The organism is Actinotalea sp. C106, from assembly GCF_023630195.1.
Lineage (GTDB): Bacteria > Actinomycetota > Actinomycetes > Actinomycetales > Cellulomonadaceae > Actinotalea.
In genome coordinates this window covers 15,679-30,228 of sequence record NZ_JALPKN010000009.1, presented here as the reverse complement: position 1 = coordinate 30,228, position 14,550 = coordinate 15,679, and the positions used below count along the sequence as shown (strand labels likewise).

General features: G+C 72.0%; 11 protein-coding genes. 5 read left to right on the top strand and 6 right to left on the bottom strand.

Annotated elements, in window-relative coordinates:
* A partial coding sequence (locus tag L0B03_RS01445) for an iron chelate uptake ABC transporter family permease subunit (protein WP_308199975.1) occupies positions 1–967 on the top strand: 967 nt, incomplete at its 5' end.
* Entirely contained in the window at positions 964–1,722 is a 759-nt protein-coding gene (locus L0B03_RS01440; protein WP_250443135.1) for an ABC transporter ATP-binding protein, read from the top strand. The genes L0B03_RS01445 and L0B03_RS01440, both read left to right, overlap by 4 nt.
* Before the next feature lie 92 nt (positions 1,723–1,814).
* Here L0B03_RS01440 and L0B03_RS01435 read toward each other — a convergent pair whose 3' ends face one another.
* The 4 genes from L0B03_RS01435 to L0B03_RS01420 all read right to left on the bottom strand — a co-directional run bounded on the left by L0B03_RS01435 (position 1,815) and on the right by L0B03_RS01420 (position 8,750).
* Entirely contained in the window at positions 1,815–2,282 is a 468-nt protein-coding gene (locus L0B03_RS01435; RefSeq protein WP_250443132.1) for a hypothetical protein, read from the bottom strand.
* Positions 2,283–2,486: 204 nt separating this feature from the next.
* Positions 2,487–4,541: an elongation factor G gene (locus L0B03_RS01430; RefSeq protein ID WP_250443130.1), complete on the bottom strand. Its 2,055-nt coding sequence runs from the start codon at positions 4,539–4,541 to the stop codon at positions 2,487–2,489.
* A 167-nt stretch (positions 4,542–4,708) separates the two neighbouring features.
* Positions 4,709–6,274 carry a chitinase gene (locus L0B03_RS01425; RefSeq protein WP_250443128.1) on the bottom strand — a complete coding sequence of 522 codons (1,566 nt, stop codon included), beginning with the start codon at positions 6,272–6,274 and terminating at the stop codon, positions 4,709–4,711.
* Between the two features lie 52 nt (positions 6,275–6,326).
* A complete protein-coding gene (locus tag L0B03_RS01420) occupies positions 6,327–8,750 on the bottom strand; it encodes a glycosyltransferase family 2 protein (RefSeq protein ID WP_250443125.1) in 2,424 nt (807 codons plus the stop codon).
* A gap of 142 nt (positions 8,751–8,892) precedes the next feature.
* On the opposite strand from L0B03_RS01420, the gene L0B03_RS01415 reads away from it, so the two are divergent.
* The 3 genes from L0B03_RS01415 to L0B03_RS01405 are packed head-to-tail and all read left to right on the top strand — an operon-like array spanning position 8,893 to position 12,925.
* Entirely contained in the window at positions 8,893–11,376 is a 2,484-nt protein-coding gene (locus L0B03_RS01415) for a GH36-type glycosyl hydrolase domain-containing protein (protein ID WP_250443122.1), read from the top strand.
* 13 nt (positions 11,377–11,389) lie between these two features.
* Complete coding sequence (locus L0B03_RS01410; protein WP_250443119.1) at positions 11,390–12,322, top strand: aldose epimerase; 933 nt, start codon at positions 11,390–11,392, stop codon at positions 12,320–12,322.
* Between the two features lie 45 nt (positions 12,323–12,367).
* Complete coding sequence (locus L0B03_RS01405; RefSeq protein WP_250443117.1) at positions 12,368–12,925, top strand: hypothetical protein; 558 nt, start codon at positions 12,368–12,370, stop codon at positions 12,923–12,925.
* Positions 12,926–12,964: 39 nt separating this feature from the next.
* On the opposite strand, the gene L0B03_RS01400 is transcribed toward L0B03_RS01405, so the two are convergent.
* Both L0B03_RS01400 and L0B03_RS01395 read right to left on the bottom strand, forming a co-directional pair.
* Positions 12,965–13,489, bottom strand: coding sequence for a YetF domain-containing protein (locus tag L0B03_RS01400; protein ID WP_250443114.1), 525 nt, complete (start codon positions 13,487–13,489; stop codon positions 12,965–12,967).
* A 9-nt stretch (positions 13,490–13,498) separates the two neighbouring features.
* Complete coding sequence (locus tag L0B03_RS01395) at positions 13,499–14,479, bottom strand: FKBP-type peptidyl-prolyl cis-trans isomerase (protein ID WP_250443112.1); 981 nt, start codon at positions 14,477–14,479, stop codon at positions 13,499–13,501.
* Positions 14,480–14,550 lie beyond the last annotated feature (71 nt).

Genomic DNA, 14,550 nt, shown 5'->3' with positions numbered 1-14,550 from the left:
GCGCGGCTGGCGGGCCTGGCCGCGGCACCGGTGGGTCACGGTCGGGCTGGCGGTCGCCCTCGTGCTCGCGACCGTCGCGTTCATGACCGTCGAGGCGCGCGGGGCGTGGGGGTTCGTGCTGCCCTTCCGCGGCGTGCGGCTGCTCGCGCTGCTCCTGGTGGCCTACGCGATCGCCGTGTCCACGGTGCTGTTCCAGACCGTGACCGACAACCGCATCCTCACCCCCTCGATCATGGGCTTCGACGCCCTCTACGTGCTGCTCCAGACGACGCTCCTGTTCGCCCTGGGGTCGGCGCGGCTGGCGGGGGTGGACCCGAACCTGCGGTTCGTGATCGAGGTCGTGCTCATGGTCGGGTTCGCGGGGCTGCTGTTCCGCTGGCTGTTCACCGGGGAGCGACGCAGCCTGCACCTGCTGCTGCTCGTCGGGATCATCCTCGGGGTGCTGTTCCGCAGCCTGTCGAGCTTCATGCAGCGGCTCATCGACCCGAACGAGTTCGCCGTCCTGCAGGACTCCTTCTTCGCGAGCTTCAACGCCGTGGACCCCACCCTCCTGGGGGCCGCGACCCTGATGGTGGCGGGGGTCTCGGTGCTCGCCTGGCAGGACCGGCACCGGCTCGACGTCCTGCTCCTCGGGCAGGGCACCGCGACCATGCTCGGGGTGGACCACCGGCGCGTGGTGACCCGGGTGCTCGTCGTCGTGGCCGTGCTGGTCTCGGTCTCGACGGCGCTGGTGGGTCCGGTGACCTTCTTCGGGCTGCTCGTCGCGAACCTCGCCTACCTGCTGGCCGGCACCCACCGGCACCGCGCCGTCGTGCCCGTGGCCGTCCTGCTGGGCGCCCTGTGCCTGGTCGGCGGTCAGACCGTGCTCGAGCGGGTCTTCTCCCTGGACACCGCGCTCAGCGTCATCATCGACTTCCTCGGAGGGCTCATGTTCATCGTCCTGCTGCTGCGCGGGGGCCGACGATGATCGAGGTCACGGGGGCCACCAAGGCCTACGGCACGGTCCGCGTCGTCGACGACGTCGACCTGCGCCTGCCCCGCGGCGGGATCACGTCGATCATCGGGCCCAACGGCGCGGGCAAGTCGACCCTGCTGTCGATGGTGAGTCGGCTGCTGCCGATGGACGCCGGGTCGGCGACCGTCGACGGCCTCGACGTGACCCGCACCCCCGGGGACGTGCTGGCCCGGCGCCTGGCGACCCTGCGGCAGGACAACCACCTCACCGCGCGCCTCACCGTGCGCGACCTGGTCACCTTCGGGCGGTTCCCCTGGTCGAAGGGGCGGCCCACCCCCGAGGACGCCGAGCACGTGGCCCGGTCCCTGAACTTCCTCGAGCTCGAGCCCTTCGCCGACCGGTTCCTCGACGAGCTCTCGGGCGGGCAACGCCAGCGCGCCTTCGTCGCGATGGTGCTGTGCCAGGACACCGACTACGTGCTGCTCGACGAGCCCCTCAACAACCTGGACCTGCGGCACGCGGTAGCCATGATGCGGCTGCTGCGGCGTGCGGCCGACGAGCTCGGGCGGACGATCGTCGTCGTGCTGCACGACATCAACTTCGCGGCCCGCTACTCCGACCACGTGGTCGCCATGCGGGACGGGGTGGTCGCCCACCAGGGCACCCCCGCGGAGATCATCTGCACCGAGGTGCTCCGCGCGGTCTACGAGGTCGAGGTCGCGGTGCACCAGCTCGACGGCTGCCCCATCGCCGTCTACACCGGCTGACCCGCCGACCTCGTGTCAGACGGTGCCCTCGTGTCAGAAGGTCAGGTACCCAGGGGTATCCCAGCTTCTGACACGAGGCTGGGTGGATGGGGTCAGTCGTCGTCGCGGCAGAGCTCGGCGGTGACCTCGTCGTCCTCGAGCTCGACCTCGAGGTCCAGCTCGGTCCCCTCGCGGCGGAACTCGACCTCGACGTCGTCGCCGTCCTCGTCGGTCACCTCGTGCTCCCAGCCGGCGGCCGGGCTGATCCCGCCCACGATGAGGCGGTCACCCTCGACGCCGATGGTCGCGGTGCCGGCGTCGGCCACGGTGTAGATGCCGTCCTCGGGGACCTCGAGGGTGACGCACTCGCCAGGGGCGGGGCTCGGTCCGGCCCCGGGCACGGCGTCCTGGCCCTCGTCATCGGTGGCGCCCTCCTCACCCTCGACGGCGTCGCCCTCGGTGGAGGCGTCGGGGCTGGTGACCGTCGTGCCGTCGATCTCGACGTCGTCGGGGGCGTCGGCGCTGCAGGCCGTCAGCGCCAGGGCGGCGGCGCAGGTCAGGACGGCGAGACGGCGGTGCATGGGGACTCCGGAGGTTCGGTGGACGAGTAGCCCCGAGAGCACACCACGCGCCCGCCCGAACGGCATCCTGAACTCGTGTCAGAACCTGGAGTACCCAGGGGTATCTGAGGTTCTGACACGACACCAGACCGAGCTCGTGTCAGAACCTGGAGTACCCAGAGGTATCTGAGGTTCTGACACGAGAGTCGCGGGCTGGGCCCGGTCTCAGGGGGTCAGGGCCGGGGTGGGGGCGGGGGCGTAGTGGGCGGGGGCCGTGGTGAAGGTGCCGCGGCCGCCGGTGAGGGAACGCAGGTCGAGCACGTAGCGGGCGAGCTCGGCCTCGGGGACCAGCGCCTGGATGCAGCAGCGACCGTCGGGAAGCAGGTCTGAGCCGCTGATCCGTCCGCGACGGCCCGACAGGTCACCCAGCACCTCGCCCTGCAGCTCGTTCGGCACGAGGACCTCGACCTCGTGCACCGGCTCCAGCAGCACCGTCCCGGCCCGGGCCAGGGCCTCGCGCACCCCGTTCCCGGCCGCGGTCCGGAAGGCCATGTCCGAGGAGTCGACCGCGTGGTGCTTGCCGTCGTAGCACTCGACGACCACGTCGACCACGGGGTAGCCGTGCGGTCCGCCCGCCGCCAGCGCCTCCATGACCCCGCGCTCGACGGCCTGCAGGTAGTGCCGCGGTACGGCCCCGCCCACCACCGAGTCCACGAAGGTGCTGCCCGCGCCCGGCTCCGCGGGTCGCACCCGCAGCTGCACGACGGCGAACTGCCCGTGCCCGCCCGACTGCTTCTTGACCTTGCCCTCGGCCTGCGCCGCCCCCGCGATCGTCTCGCGGTAGGCCACCCGCACCGGCTCGGTCGTCACCTGCACCCCGAGCTTGCGCCCGAGCCGCTCGACCGCGACCGCGAGGTGCAGGTCACCCAGCCCGCGCAGCACCGTCTGGACCGGTCGCACGTCCACGACCCGGTCGACGACCAGGGTCGGGTCCTCGGCGCAGAGCCGCTGCAGGGCCCCGGCGAGCTTGTCGTCGTCGGACTGGGTGACCGGCACCAGGGAGAGCGCGTACGACGGCGGACGGCGCGGGGGAGCGGGCAGCCGGACAGGGCGCCCGCGGACGGCCAGCAGGGACTCGCTCGGGGAGTCCGCGAGCTTGGCGACGGCGGCGATCTCCCCGGCGGGCACCGTCTCGACCGGCAGGTGCTCGGTGCCGCGCAGCCGGAACAGGCCGTGCAGGCGCTCCTCGTGCCCCGTGGTGGTGTTGACCAGCCGGTCGTCCTGACGCACGGTGCCGCTCAGCACGCGGAACAGGGACACCTGCCCGACGAAGGGGTCGGTGACCGTGCGGAACACGTGCACCAGGGGTTCGCCGTCAGGGTCGGGGACCACCTCGAGGGAGGTCGCACCCATCTCGACCTCGACCGGGCGCGGCCCGGGGCCCAGCTCGCCGATGAGGTCCGCGAGGCGGTCGATCCCCACCCCGGTGGTCCCCGAGCCGACCAGCACCGGGAAGGCCACCTGGTCGAGCACCTCGTGGGCGAGGGTCCGCTCGAGGTCCGCCGCACTGGGCACCTCCCCGGTGAGGTACCGCTCGAGCTGCTCGTCGTCCCCCGAGACGATCTCCTCGGTGACCTGCTCGTGCAGGGCGCGCTCCTCGACGGCGACGTCCTCGGGCAGGGGCTCGAGGTGGTGGGTGCCGTCGGCGTCGTAGGCGAAGCCCTGGTCGGAGAGCACGTCGGCCACCCCGTGGAAGGCGTCCTCCTCACCCAGGGGCAGCTCGAGGCAGACCAGGCCGGGCCCGACGACGTCCTGCAGCTGCTCCAGGACCCGGTGGAAGTCGGCCCGCGGCTTGTCCTCCTTGGTGACGAAGACCAGCCGCGGCACCCCGGCCTCGGCGCAGCGGCGCCACACCGCCTCGGTGCCCACCTCCACGCCGTCGACCGCGCTCACCACGACCACCGCGAGGTCCGCGACGGCGAGGGCCGCATCGACCCCGCCCGCGAAGTCCACGTAGCCCGGGGTGTCGATCAGGGTGATCGCGTAGGTCTGGCCGTCGGTGGCCGTCCACTCGAGCGGAGCGACCGCGGGGGTCAGCGACATCGCCCGGCGGATCTCCTCGGGATCGGTGTCGCACACCGTGGTGCCGTCCTCGACGCGCCCGGCCCGGGGGATCACGCCCGCGCGGTGCAGCAGCGCCTCGGCCACCGTGGTCTTGCCGACCCCGCTGTGGCCGACCAGGGCCACGGTGCGGATCCTCGGCGTCGTCGCCTGGTCCATGACGGATCTCCCTCGTCGGAGTGGCCCTTGCACGAAGGCTAGCCACCCGGCGCCCGCCCCGACAGGACCAACGACCGTTCCCACCCCCACCTCGTGTCAGAACCCCAGGTACCCAGGGGTATCCGTGGTTCTGACACGAGAGAGGTGGGGAGGGAGAGAGGGAGGGGTCAGGCGCCGGGGAGGATGAGGACCCAGGGCGAGCCGCCCTGGACGGGGGTGCCGGGCTCCTGGCCCTGGGACCACCACTTGGCCTCGTAGGGCACGCCGTCGAGCAGCACGCGGGTGCCGGCGGTGTACGGCTCCTCGGGGTCCCAGGCGGGGTAGGTGCCCTCGGGCAGGGTGGGCAGCGGCGCGGGGGTGTCCCCCGGCAGCACGGGCCCGACGAGGGTCCACGGCGCGTCCCCACCGGCCCCGGCCGACCCCGGCGTGACGCCCGAGGTCCAGTACTTGGCCTGGTACACCTGCTTCTGCCACACGATCTTGGTGCCGCCCGGGTAGGTGCCCAGCGGGTCCCAGACGGGGAACGGGCTGGTCTCCGGGTCGTCGACGACCTCTCCGGCCTGGCCGGGGATCGGCGCCGGCACGACGGCGGGGCTCTCGCTCGGCTCGCTCTCGGGTGCGGCCACCGCGGGCCTCGAGGCGAGGTCGGCCGAGAGCACCTCGGCGAAGCGCGAGGCCCTCTGGTCGATCCCGCTGCACGAGGTCTGCACCACCGTGAGGACGGTGGGCAGCGGGGCCGTGCAGGTCGAGTCGCGGTTGAGGGACCACATGGCCACCTGCCCGACGGCGACGTCCTGCGCGAACTGGTTGACCACCTCGGCGTCCTCGACGGTGAAGACCTCGTCGGCGAAGTCGCTCTGGCCGATCATCGGCGTGATGCCGACCTTGGCCCATGCGTCGTTCTCGCTGAGGCTCTGCCCGGCGTCGGCGAAGGCGGTCCGCACCTGGCCGTGCAGGGCCTTGGAGGCCTCGACCACGACGTCGGACAACGGCGCGGACTCGCTGGTCACCACGTTGAAGTCCATCGTCATGCCGTTGACCCCGGCGACGTCGACCCCCGCGGCGAGCATGGTGGTCACGGCCCCGAGGCCCTCGGCCGTCAGGCCCGTGGGCGCGACCGGCAGGGTGAGCCACACCGCGAGCGGCTCGTCGGCCGCGGCGGCCTCCTCCTGGATCTGCTGGATGGCGGCGGCGCGGCGCTCGGCCCCCTCGACGTCCTGCAGGGTCGGGCCCTCGAGGTCGAGGTCGATGCTGGTCAGCTCGTAGCGGTCGATGACCTCCTGGTAGGCCTCGACCAGGTCCGCGGTGTCGGTGCAGGCCGTGCCCAGCTCGGTACCGAGCTGCCCGCCGAAGGACACCCGGGCCTGCCCGCCGGTCAGCCGCAGCTGGGAGACGCGTCGGTCGAGCTCGATCTCCGAGGCGGCCTCGTCGAGGGAGTAGTACCCGCCCCAGCTGGGCGCGCAGGCCTGCTCGGGGTCGGCGACCACGAAGGAGAGGATGACGTTGGCCTCCTCGGGCCCGCTCGGCGTCTCGAAGGGGTAGGGCGGCCAGGCCGTGACGTCCACGTAGGCCGCGAAGACGGCGGGGTCGGGCTCGTCGAGCTGGGTGACCGCCGTCGAGACCGTGCGGTACCCGCCCCAGCTCACCGCGACGGTGCAGACCAGGACGAGGAGCACGCGCAGCCAGGAGACGCGGGTGCGGGGGCGCTGGGGGGCGAGGGCGGGAGTGCTCATCGGGGGTGCCGGTCCTGTCAGGGGGAGGTCAGGGGGACGAGGAGGGGCGGCCTCAGGTGCGCTGGCGGGCGCGGGTGTCCCCGCGTCGGGGCAGCGGGGCCGAGGTGATGGCGACCTTGGGTCGCGCGTCGGGGGCGGTCTCGTGGTCGGGGCCGAAGTACAGCACCGCCTCCCAGTCGACGGGCGGCGGGCCCTCCTGCGCGACGTCCGCGGCCGTGCGGCGCGGGGTGCGCTCCTTGGCCGGGACGCGCACCCAGTGCACCATCCCGAGCACGATGTCGACGATCGAGTTGCGCACCCCGATGAACGCGACGATCGCGTACGTGGTGAGGACCCCGTTGACCAGGGCGAAGGTGCCGTTGGTCCAGTTCCGGTCGATCACGTCGTTCGCGAGGGTCCAGAAGGAGAACAGCGCGATGAGGTACGCCGCGAGCACGTACAGCGCGGGGGCCGCGGTGCGGTTGCTGACCTTGGGGGTCCGGGCGAAGGCGATCTTGGACTTGGCCGCGGCCTGCTGGAGGGACTTGAGGGTCCCGGCCAGGTTGACCGGCAGCAGCACGAGGTTGAAGGCGTAGACGCGGAACACGTCGGTCCGCTTGTAACCGAGGCGCTTGAAGTCCGAGCTCATCGCGATGAAGTAGGGCGCCGCGGCCGCGACGATCAGCGGGCTGAGCAGCTGGTCGTCGAAGGGGAACACCAGCAGGAACACCAGGCCGATGCTCGCCCAGCAGATCGAGGCCATGTAGTTGAAGCGCAGGGCGATCGCGGCCCGGGGCACGCGGTGGCCGGCCTTGCGCTCGCGGCGGGCGTAGCGGAAGAACTTGGGGGCGATGAGCAGCCCGCCGTTGGCCCACCGGGCACGCTGGACCACCAGGGACCCGAAGTCCGGCGGGGTCGCGCTGTAGCTCAGGCGCTCGGGGTAGTTGAACAGGGTCCAGCCGTGGGCGATGAGGTCGATGCTGGACTCGGTGTCCTCGATGACGGTGCGGTCCTGGACGTAGCGCCGGACCTCCTGGCCGCCCACGTAGGAGACCTCGACGATGTCGTCCAGGGCGACCTTGCGGATCACGGCGTTGGCGCCGACCCAGAAGGTCGCCCCGAAGTAGGTGAGCCCCTGGTGGAGGATGTGCTGGATGTCGGTGGTGGCCCCGGCGATCCGCTCGAGGCGGGTGGTCGCGCCGCGGAAGGCCGCGTACGGGGTCTGGGTCACGGCGATGCGCTCGTTGCCCGGCAGCTCGAGGTGGTGCACCAGGCGCAGGCAGTACTCGCGCAGCAGCACGCTGTCGGCGTCGAGGGTCAGCAGGTAGTCGCTGTCCGGGATCTCCCAGCCGTCCTCGTCGGTGGTGTCGCGCAGGACCAGGCCCATGCGGGTCTCGATCTGACGGACCCTGCGGCCCATCAGCCCGATGTAGGCGTTGAGGTTCATCGCCTTGTTGGCGTCGTGCGGCAGGTGGGCGTAGGTCTTGCGCTCGAAGGAGCTGACCTCGGCCTCGAAGGTCCACACCAGACGGCGGCACAGCTGGCTGAGCCGCTCGGCCGGCACCATGGCGCCGTGGTCGAGGGCGCCGAACAGGGCCTTGGCGGTGATCTCGAAGTCCTGCGCGAGGCCGCCGAGCACCTCGTCGGCGAGGAAGTCGTCGGCGTGGGAGGCGCGCGGGTAGGCGGTGGCCTGGTCGCGCAGCCACTGCGCGGCCCAGACGAAGTCCTTGGCCAGGGCGCGCAGGTCGTCGGTCGAGCTGGCGCCCCCGTCGGCCGCGGCGGCCTCGTGGATGCGCAGCGAGGCCGCGAACCGGGTGTGGGGCTCGCTCAACGTGGCCATGATCTCGCCCGGCAGGGCGCGGCAGCCCACGAGGCTCTCGACGGCGGCGGCGTCCCCCGGGTTCGGGGGGTCGTCCAGCAGCAGCACGACCCGCAGGCCCGGGTACTCCTGGAGCACCGCCGAGAGCAGGGTCGAGCGGACGACGGCGGGGTCCTCGCAGTACGAGGGGACCAGCACCGTCATGCTCGGCCGGGTCTCGGCCATGAAGGCGTCGATCTCGGCGCGGGGCACGCGCACGTGCCCGCGCGAACGGTACAGGGCCCCCTGGCGGGCGAGCAGGTAGTTGAAGGCCGAGAACGTCAGCAGACTCATGACCAGCACGTACGCGATGGTCTGGCCCAGGAAGCGGCTGTCGTTGAAGCCGTTGTCGATGAACTGCCCGATGACGGTCTGCGCGATGTAGACGGCCCAGGCCGTGACCGTGAGCACCAGGGCCAGGCCGCCGAGCCAGGTCGAGGACGGCCGGGCGGGCCGGTCGATCACGGGCAGCGGCGGTCGGGGCTTCTCGGCCCCCCACTGCCGACGCGGTCGCTTGGTGGGGGCGGCCGACGGCGGGCCGCCCAGGGTGGCCGGGTCGATCTCGCCGCGCGGGGTCGGGATGATCCCGTGCGCGCCCTCGGGGTGGTCCGTCCGTCGCACATCGTCTGTCGTGGTCATCCCATGCCTTATCGGGACGTGACGGGCGCTGCATGAGGTGGGGGCGGGGGTGAAAGATGCTTGGTCACGGGTGCTTGCTCGGGTATGGTGGAACGGCCGTGGGAGCGCTCCCGCCCCGCGGGGTTCCACGAGAGGCAGCACCATGCGTTACGGGCACTTCGACGACGAGACCCGCGAGTACGTCATCACGACGCCGCACACCCCCTACCCGTGGATCAACTACCTGGGCTCGGAGCAGTTCTTCTCGCTGATCTCCCACCAGGCCGGGGGCTACTCGTTCTACCGCGACGCGAAGATGCGCCGGCTGACCCGCTACCGCTACAACAACGTGCCCACCGACGAGGGTGGCCGCTACCTCTACGTCAACGACGGCGGGGACCTGTGGACCCCGTCCTGGACCCCGGTCAAGGCCGAGCTCGACCACTTCGAGACCCGCCACGGCCTGGGCTACACCCGGATCACCGGTGAGCGGCGCGGGGTGCGCGTCGAGTCGCTGTTCTTCGTGCCGATGGGCGAGGACGCCGAGGTGCAGAAGGTCACCGTCACCAACACCTCCGAGGAGAACAAGTCCCTCGACCTGTTCAGCTACGTCGAGTTCTGCCTGTGGAACGCCCAGGACGACCAGACCAACTACCAGCGCAACCTGTCGATCGGGGAGGTCGAGGTCGAGCCCGAGGGCCCGCACGGCACCGCGATCTACCACCGCACCGAGTACCGCGAGCGCCGCGACCACTACGCCGTCTACGGGGTCAACACCCGGGCCACGGGCTTCGACACCGACCGTGAGACCTTCCTCGGCGGGGTGTACCGCGGCCTGGCCGACCCCGAGGTGCCGCTGCGCGGGAAGGCCACAAACTCGGTCGCGAGCGGCTGGTACCCGATCGGCTCGCACCACCTGCACGTGGACCTCGCGCCGGGGGAGTCCCGCACGGTGACCTTCGTGCTCGGCTACCTCGAGAACCCGCAGGACCAGAAGTGGGCCGACGACGAGCACCAGGTGGTCAACAAGGAGCGGGCCCACGCGCTGCTGGGCCGGTTCGCGACCACCGAGCAGGTCGACGCCGCCTTCGCGCGGCTGGGCGAGCACTGGGCCGGGCTGCTGTCGACGTACTCGGTCTCCTCGAGCGACGAGAAGCTCGACCGCATGGTCAACGTGTGGAACCAGTACCAGTGCATGGTGACCTTCAACATGTCCCGCTCGGCCTCGTACTTCGAGACGGGCATCGGCCGCGGCATGGGCTTCCGCGACTCGAACCAGGACCTGCTGGGCTTCGTGCACCTGGTGCCCGAGAGGGCCCGCGAGCGGATCCTGGACATCGCGGCCACCCAGTTCCCCGACGGCAGCGCCTACCACCAGTACCAGCCGCTGACGAAGCGGGGGAACAACGACGTCGGCTCCGGCTTCAACGACGACCCGCTGTGGCTCATCGCCGGCGTCGCGGGCTACGTCAAGGAGACCGGCGACTGGGGGATCCTCGACGAGGAGGTGCCCTTCGACAACGACCCGGCCCTGGCCGACTCGCTGTTCGAGCACCTCACACGGTCCTTCCGGTACACGGTCGACCACCGTGGGCCGCACGGCCTGCCCCTCATCGGGCGTGCGGACTGGAACGACTGCCTCAACCTCAACTGCTTCTCGAGCGAGCCGGGCGAGTCCTTCCAGACCACCGAGAACAAGGGTGGCGGGGCCGCGGAGTCGGTCTTCATCGCCGCCCAGTTCGTCCTCTACGGGGCCGAGTACGCCGAGCTGGCCGAGCGTCGGGGGCTCACCGAGGTCGCCGCCGAGGCCCGGGCCGCGGTCGAGGAGATGCGCGCCGCGGTCCTCGAGCACGCCTGGGACGGCCGCTGGTTCCTGCGGGCCTACGACTACTTCGGCAACAAGATCGGCACCGACGAGCACGACGAGGGCAAGATCTGGATCGAGCCCCAGGGCTTCGCGGTGATGGCCGGCATCGGCGTCGAGCGCCCCGAGGGCCAGGCCGACGGCGTGGCGACGGGTCCCGCGGTGCAGGCCCTCGACGCGGTCAACGAGCTGCTCGCGACCGACCACGGCATGGTGCTGCAGTACCCGGCCTACACCACGTACCGGATCGAGCTGGGTGAGGTCTCGACCTACCCGCCGGGGTACAAGGAGAACGGCGGCATCTTCTGCCACAACAACCCGTGGGTCATCATCGGCGAGACGGTGCTGGGCCGCGGAGCCCGGGCCTTCGACTACTACAAGCGGATCACCCCGGCCTACCGCGAGGAGATCAGCGACGTCCACCGCCTCGAGCCCTACGTCTACGCGCAGATGATCGCGGGCAAGCAGGCCGTGCGGCACGGCGAGGCCAAGAACTCCTGGCTGACCGGCACCGCGGCCTGGAACTTCGTCACCGTGAGCCAGCACCTGCTCGGCGTGCGACCGGGCTACGAGGGGCTCGTGGTCGACCCGCAGATCGGCCCCGAGGTCCCGGAGTTCACGGTGCGCCGCGTGGCCCGGGGGGCGACCTACGAGATCACGGTCACGAACTCGGGGGCCGACGGCGCCCGGGCCCGCCTCACGGTCGACGGCGTCGAGATCGAGGGCAACGAGGTCCCCTACGCGGCGCCCGGGGCCACCGTCCGTGTGACCGCATACCTCTGAGGGGGACGACGCCGTGGCGCCGGCCCGCCCTGAGGTCCTGACCGTCGGCAACGACCACTGGCGGCTGGGGGTGCTGCCCGGCACCGGGGCGTCGCTGGCCTTCGGGCAGGTGCGGCTCGGGGACCGGTGGGTGGACCTGCTGCGCCCGACCCGCCCCGAGGGGCTGCGCCGGTACCCGCGCTGCGCGAGCTACGTGCTGGTGCCGTTCTCGAACCGGGTCCGCGACGGGATGCTGCGGGACGGGGACCGCACCTGGCAGCTGCGGCCCAACTCCCTGGACGGGACCGCGATCCACGGCGCGGCCCACGAGTGGCCCTGGCAGGTCGCCGACAAGAGCGCCGAGTCCGTCACGCTGACCTTCGACGCGGCGGCCGTGGTGGGGGTCAACTTCCCGTGGGCCTTCCGCGCCGAGGTGACCTACGCCGTCGTCGGGCCGCGGGTGGTGGTGCGCACGACGCTGACCAACGCTGACGGCGAGACCTTCCCGGCGGGGTTCGGGCACCACCCGTTCTTCCGGCGTGGGCTGCTGGACCCTGAGGCGAGCGAGATCGAGCTCGAGCTGCCCTTCGAGCGCTGCTACCCCCTCGAGCGAGGCATGGCGACGGGCCCGGCCGGACCGCTGCGCGCGGCCGTGGACCACCGCAGCCTGCGCCTCCTCGGGGACGCGCCCCTCGACGACTGCCTGACCGGACGCCGCGGGAGGGACCCGGTGCGGATGGTGTGGCCGCGGTCCGGGGTCGAGGTGCAGATGCACGCCGACGAGGTCTTCTCCCACCTCGTGGTCTACGCCCCGCGCGGCCGGCCCTTCGTCGCCGTCGAGCCGGTCAGCAACGCCAACGACGCGTTCACCCTCCGGGCCGACGGCGTGCCGGGCCACGGCCTGGTCGAGCTCGCCCCGGGGGAGAGCCGGACGGGGGAGATCCGCTGGGACCTCGTGCTGGCCTGAGCCCAGGGCCTGGTGCGCGGGGCCCTGACCTGGAACAGTGCGTCCGTGCCAACCCTGAGAGCTCGGCTGACCTCACGCCGGGGCGCCCTCGTCCTGGCCGGCCTGGTGACCGCCTTCCTCCTGGGCATCGCGGTCTGGCTGGTGGCGGCCCCTCGGCTCGAGGTGGAGGGGGCTGGTGAACGTCGAGTGCTCGGGGGCATCACCGTGGGCCCCGGTCAGGACGAGATCGTGGTCGACGAGGTCGCCGGGATCAGCATGACCGGCGTGGACGTCACGAACCGTGGTCGGACGCGGGTCGAGCTGAGCCACCCGCGGGTGGTCCAGGCCGACGACGGCCTCGACGCCAGGGTCGAGCTGCGGCCTCCCGACTCAGGGCGAGCCGTCGAGAGCATCGCCCTCGCCCCCGGCGAGCGGGCCCAGATCTGGGTCGAGCTGAGCCAGCTCCAGTGCGGATGGGGTGGGACGACGGTCGAGCGGGGCCTGCGCGGGATCGAGGTGGAGGTGGCGTCCTTCGCCGGGACGACGACCCGGACCCTGGACGTCGAGCTCGCCGCGTGGTTCGCGGTCGAGCCCCCGGACGAGCTTCCGCTCTGCGAGGACTAGGGCAGTCGGTGAGGCCCGCGCCGCCCAGCCTGTTCGGGCTCAGGACCCCAGGTAGGGCTTGACCGCCGAGCCGTCACCCATCGCCGAGGCGGGGATGACGGCGAAGGTCCCGTCGGCCTGGAGGATCACCACCGCGACGTCCTCGAGGGAGCCGAGGCCGTTCTCCCGGGCGGCCGAGTGCAGGTCGGACTCGGTGAACCGGTGCCGCCGCATGGCCTTCTCGACGGGCTGGCCGTCGTGGAACAGCAGGGTGGGGCCGGGGTCGACGAGCTTGGTGAAGCCCCGCGAGCTGCGCCGCAGGTAGGCCAGCAACCACTGCAGGGCGACGAGCAGCGTGAACGTGACGACAGCCTCGCTCACCGTCACCTCACGGGCCGTCAGCACCCGCCCGAAGGCCGAGCCCAGGGTCACCGTGAGCACGAAGTCGAACGGCGTCATCTTGGCCATGTTGCGCGGACCGGTGGTGCGCAGCAGCATCACCAGCCAGATGTAGCCCAGCGTGCCGATCACGCCGATCCGGATGATCGGGTCCCAGCCGTCCCACCACAGGGTCAGGTTCTCCACGACGCCAGCTCAGCTGATCGCGAGGATGTCGACCACGAAGACCAGGGTCTCGCCGGCGAGGGCGTGGGCCGTCTCCTCGGCCTCCTCGTCCTCGGGGGCGGCGCCGTAGGCCTGCTCGGGCGGGATGACCAGGAGCACCTGGCTGCCGACCGTCTGACCGACCAGGCCCTCGTCCCAGCCGGCGATGACCGCGCCGGTGCCGATCGTCGTCGTGAAGGGCGAGCCGTTCTCCCACGAGGAGTCGAAGACCTCACCGTCGCTGGTGGTGACGCCGTGGTACTGGAAGGTCACGGTCTGGCCGGCCTCGACCGCGGCGCCCGAGCCCTCGATCAGCGGCTGGACGACGAGCTCGGTCGGGTCCTCGTAGCCCTCGGGGATCTCGATGGTGGGGGCGCCGTCCTCGGCGAGAGTCACGCCCGGCAGGCCCTCGGGGGGCTCGACGGCCTCACCCTCGGCGCGGGTCGGGACGACCTCGACGACCTCGATGGCCATGACGAGGGCCGGCTGGCTGCCCTGCTCGGACTCGACCGCCGGGGAGGCGAACAGCACCCGCGAGCCGACCGACTGCCCGGCCATGACGTCGACGATCGCCGGGAAGATCTGCGGGTCGCCCAGTGGCAGGGAGTCGGTGGCGCCGTTCTCCCAGGTGGAGTTCACGACCGTGCCGTCCTCCCCCGAGTAGGTGACGGCGTCGACGGCGAGCTGCGCGTCGGCGGGGAACTCCTCGCCGGTGCCCTCGGTCTCGACCAGGGCGACGGGGTTCGTGATCTCGAAGGGCTGGTCGAAGGTCAGGGTCGGCTCCTCGCCGATCTCGCCCTCGACCGTGACGGCCTCGAGGGCCGCGACGTCCTCGGGGCTGGCCTCGGTGGTGCCGTCGGTGGTCTCCTCGGGAGCCTCGTCGGAGGTCTCGGTGGACTCCTCGGGCTCGTCGGAGGAGCACCCTGCGAGGAGCAGGCTGCTGGCGATCAGGGCGGCGGCCAGTCGGCGCACGGCACTTCCTTCGTCGTCGGACGCGGGTGGCCCCGCGGTGATGGTCCGCTCGCGCGGACGCGACGACTCTA

What these genes read in the sequence shown, in the direction of transcription:
- L0B03_RS01430 (WP_250443130.1), bottom strand. Translation starts at nt 4,541, where the DNA reads ATGGACCAGGCGACGACGCCGAGGATCCGCACCGTGGCCCTGGTCGGC.
- L0B03_RS01415 (WP_250443122.1), top strand. Translation starts at nt 8,893, where the DNA reads ATGCGTTACGGGCACTTCGACGACGAGACCCGCGAGTACGTCATCACG.
- L0B03_RS01420 (WP_250443125.1), bottom strand. Translation starts at nt 8,750, where the DNA reads ATGACCACGACAGACGATGTGCGACGGACGGACCACCCCGAGGGCGCG.
- L0B03_RS01425 (WP_250443128.1), bottom strand. Translation starts at nt 6,274, where the DNA reads ATGAGCACTCCCGCCCTCGCCCCCCAGCGCCCCCGCACCCGCGTCTCC.
- L0B03_RS01440 (WP_250443135.1), top strand. Translation starts at nt 964, where the DNA reads ATGATCGAGGTCACGGGGGCCACCAAGGCCTACGGCACGGTCCGCGTC.
- L0B03_RS01435 (WP_250443132.1), bottom strand. Translation starts at nt 2,282, where the DNA reads ATGCACCGCCGTCTCGCCGTCCTGACCTGCGCCGCCGCCCTGGCGCTG.